Source organism: Saccharomonospora halophila 8, assembly GCF_000383775.1.
Lineage (GTDB): Bacteria > Actinomycetota > Actinomycetes > Mycobacteriales > Pseudonocardiaceae > Saccharomonospora > Saccharomonospora halophila.
On sequence record NZ_KB912565.1, the window covers coordinates 44,461 to 48,248 of the forward strand.

Below are 3,788 nucleotides of genomic sequence, written 5' to 3' on the forward strand. Positions count from 1 at the left end.
GCCGGGCCTCCCGGCGCGCCGCGGTCAGCCGGGCGGCCGAGGCGACCAGCACGAGGCTGGGCACCACCAGCACCACCACACCGACCCCGGCGAGAACGTCCAGCGTCCCGTCCCGCACCCGCGCCGAGGTGGCGAAGCCGTCCTGCTCGGCCATGAACGGGGGAATGTCGGTGGCGGAGTGGCCCACCACCGCGACGAGCTGCCCGGGATCGGTCAGCGCCTCGGAGCCGAGCGTGCCGACGACCTCACCGCCGAACCGGTCACCGAGCCTCCGGTCGGGCGTGTCGGCCACCAGCCCGGCCAGTCCGGGTGAGAACAGCATCTCCCCGGGCCCGGGTAACCGTCCGACACCGTCGGGCAGGGCGATGCGGGCCGGATCGACGAGGGCGGCGACGTCCACGCGCACGATGCGCCGCCCCTCGAAGTGGTCCTGGTCCGCGGCCAGCGCCAGGGTCGCGTCCTCCTGCGCCGGCCCGTACACCGGCTGCTGCCACGCGATCCGGTCGGCGCGCGCGTCGGTGGCGCCCGAAAACGACGCCTTAGCAGCAGCGTGAGCGCCGTGGCCACCGCGACACCGGCCGCGGTGAGGATCGCCGACGTCCGTGTGCGCCGGTCCACGCGCAGCACCCGCAGGGCGAGGCGGAACGCGTTCACGACACCACCCCGGCCACACCGTCCCGCACCCCGTCGATCCGGCCGTCGCGCATGGTCACCGTCCGCGGCAGCGCGGCGGCGAGGTCGCGGTCGTGGGTCACCACCACCACGGCCGCGCCGGTCTCGGCCGCGGAGTCGAGCAGTGCGCGCATCGTCTCCCGTCCGGTACGCGAGTCCAGCGCACCGGTCGGCTCGTCGGCGAAGATCACGCTCGGCCGGTGCCCGAGCGCCCGGGCGATGGCCACCCGCTGGGCCTCGCCACCGGAGAGCTCGCCGGGCCTGCGCTTCTCCTTACCCACGAGCCCCAGCCCACCCAGCCGGTCGCGGGCGGTGGCCAGTGCCGTGCCCCGCGTGGCCCCGCCCAGCAGCTGCGGCAGGGCCGCGTTCTCCTCGGCGGTCAGCTCGGCCACGAGCATGCCGGACTGGAAGACGAACCCGAACCGGGTGCGGCGGAGCTCGCTGCGCGCGGCCTCGGACGCGTCGTCGATCCGCGTCCCGCCGGCGAACACCTCGCCCGCGTCGGCGGGCAGGATGCCCGCGAGCACGTGCAGCAACGTCGACTTCCCCGACCCCGACGGACCGACCACGGCCACCGCCTCACCCGCGGCGACCTCGATGTCGACCCCGTCGAGCGCCCGTTGGGTGCCGTAGGTCTTGACCAGTCCCCGTCCGGCCAGTGCCGGTGCGGACACCCCGGTCCGCACCGGTGATCGGCCCGTGTCCACACCGGGGTCCGCTCCGCCCACCGAAAGCGCCTCGTCTCTTCCGAAAACCATGGCAGGCAGCCTCGCGTGGGAACCGGGCCGACCGCGTCGGACGGACGGCCCGGAACCCGACGCGGGGAATCGGCCGATCGGCCGAGCCGCCCTCGGTCCGACGGCCGCTGGGCCGCACGCAAGCCTGAACTACCGTCGTCGGACGTGGCAGCGACCCGGAGCACGCGGCTCAGCACGGCCCTGTCCCGCCTCGGCCCGCCGGGGGCGGTGCTGGTGGCCGCGCTGTTCACCGACTTCCTGATCATCAGCACCGCCGGGTTCGACCGGAGCGGACCGCGCGGTTCCGAGTTGTGGCTGCTGCCCGGGATCGCCGGGCTCACCGCGTGCGCACTCGCCGCCCCGGCACGGCCCGCACGGTCCGCGTGGACCGGATCGGCCGTTCTGGTGGCCTCCAGCGCGCTCGTCGCCGGCGTGCAGGCGGCCTCCTACACCGCCCTGCTCTCCGGGATCACCTTCACCGAGACGGTCGCCGGACTCGTGCTGCTTTACCACGGCGTTCGCGTGCTCCCCACGCGCGGCGCGGTGTTCGCGGGCGGCGCACTGGTGCTGGGCACGCTTGTCGCCGTGAGGTTGCGCCAGGGGGCGGTGCCGGGCTCCTCCCTCGACGAAGCCCTGCTGACTGGTCCGGCACTGCTGGTGCTCACCGTGACCGCCGGCCTGGTGGGACGCGATCACACGACGGAGCGGCCGGGTCGGTTCGGTCGGTTCGGTCGGTTCGTCCTCCGGCTGCGCGGACAGTGGCCCGCCGCGGGGGTGCTCGCGGGAGGTCTGTTCTTCGAACTGGTGTCCGTCTCGGCGCAGGTGCGGCTCACCGCGTTGCTGTTCCTGTTCTCGCTGGCGGGAGCGGTGGGCGCACTCACCGCGGTCCGGCGTCCGGTCCGTGCCGCGGTGGTGTTCGGCGCCGTGCTGACGACAACCACCGTCGTCGCGTGGGTCCTCGGCGGTCCGGGAGTCAGCGGCTCCGTGCTCTACCCGAGCACCGGTGGTGTACCGCTCGGGCAGGTCGCGAGCGGGGTTGTCGTGGTGGTCGCGCTGGTCCGCCAGGTACCGCCCCGGCGGGCGGGGGTGCTCGTCGGCGGGATGAGCGCCGTGGTGGCCGCGGTGGCCGTGTTCCACACGGCGTTCGGCCACGCCACACCGTTGCGCACGTTGTTCGTCGGCGCGTCGCTGCTGCTCGGCATCGCCGTGGCGACCGGCCTGTTCCTGCGCGCCCGGGACGCGGACCGCGCCCGGACCCTGGCCACCGCGGTCCACGACGCCCAGACCGCCGAGCGGATGGCGCTGGCCCGGGAACTGCACGACGTCGTCGCGCACCATGTCACCGGGATCGTGGTGCAGGCCCAGGCGGCCCGGATGGTCGCCGCGCGCAACCCGCACGCCGCGGTGGACGCGCTGGAGGGGATCGAACAGGCGGGTACCGACGCGATGAGCGCCATGCGCCGGCTCGTGCGGAGCATGCGCGAACAGGCGCAGGCGGGCGCGGGCGAGTTCAGCGCGCGGGCCACCACGGATCCGGCGGCGGATCTGCGCACCCTGATCGACTCGGCGAACCACGGCGTGCCCACCACCGCCGAACTCGACCTTCCGGCGGACCTCCCCGGCGAGGTGGCGCGGTCGGTGCTGCGGCTGGTGCAGGAGTCACTGACGAACGTGGGCAAACACGCCACCGGGGCCACCGCGGTGCGGGTGCGCGCGTGCACGACCGCCGACGCCCTGCACGTCGAGATCTCCGACGACGGCACCGGACTCGTCGGCGGGCCCACCGACGAGTCCGGATACGGTCTCGTTGGGATGCGTGAGCGCGTGGAGCTGATGCGCGGCAGCCTGTCCGCGGGACCCGCCGACGACGGCGGATGGCGGGTGCGGGCGTGGATTCCACTCGCGGCGGGATCCGCCGGGGCCGGGACGGAGGAGGGGCAGTGATCCGGGTACTGATCGCCGACGATCAGGACATGGTCCGCGCGGGTTTCCGGATGATCCTGGACGCCCAGGACGACATCGAGGTGGTCGCGGACGTCGCCGACGGGGTCGGGGCCGTCCGCCGGGCCCGGGAACTACGGCCCGACGTGTGCCTGCTCGACATCCGGATGCCCGGCATCGACGGGCTGGAGGCCACCGGGCGGCTCGCCGGGCCGGACGTCGCCGACCCGCTCAAGGTCGTCGTGGTCACCACGTTCGACCTCGACGAGTACGTCCACTCCGCGCTGGACAACGGCGCCTCGGGCTTCCTGCTCAAGGACGCGGGACCGGCCCTGCTGGTGGAGGCGGTGCGCGCGGCGGCACGCGGGGACGCCCTCGTCTCCCCGCAGGTGACCGTCCGGTTGCTGCGGCACTTCGCGGGCGGCGCCGGTGGCCCGG

General features: G+C 74.7%; 3 protein-coding genes and 1 pseudogene. 2 read left to right on the plus strand and 2 right to left on the minus strand.

Annotated elements, in window-relative coordinates:
* Both SACHA_RS25565 and SACHA_RS0114735 read right to left on the minus strand, forming a co-directional pair.
* A pseudogene (locus SACHA_RS25565) lies at positions 1-481 on the minus strand (ABC transporter permease); the annotation flags it as partial.
* 169 nt (positions 482-650) lie between these two features.
* Positions 651-1,430, minus strand: a complete 780-nt coding sequence (locus SACHA_RS0114735; protein WP_028663208.1) for an ABC transporter ATP-binding protein — start codon at positions 1,428-1,430, stop codon at positions 651-653.
* Between the two features lie 144 nt (positions 1,431-1,574).
* Between SACHA_RS0114735 and SACHA_RS0114740 the strand changes: the two genes are divergently transcribed.
* Both SACHA_RS0114740 and SACHA_RS22345 read left to right on the plus strand, forming a co-directional pair.
* Complete coding sequence (locus tag SACHA_RS0114740; protein ID WP_019810942.1) at positions 1,575-3,353, plus strand: sensor histidine kinase; 1,779 nt, start codon at positions 1,575-1,577, stop codon at positions 3,351-3,353.
* On the plus strand, positions 3,350-3,788 hold a 439-nt coding region (locus SACHA_RS22345), incomplete at its 3' end, for a response regulator (RefSeq protein ID WP_019810943.1). The genes SACHA_RS0114740 and SACHA_RS22345, both read left to right, overlap by 4 nt.

Excerpts from the sequence above, each read along its gene's own strand:
- SACHA_RS0114735 (WP_028663208.1), bottom strand. The coding sequence starts at position 1,430 with ATGGTTTTCGGAAGAGACGAGGCGCTTTCGGTGGGCGGAGCGGACCCC.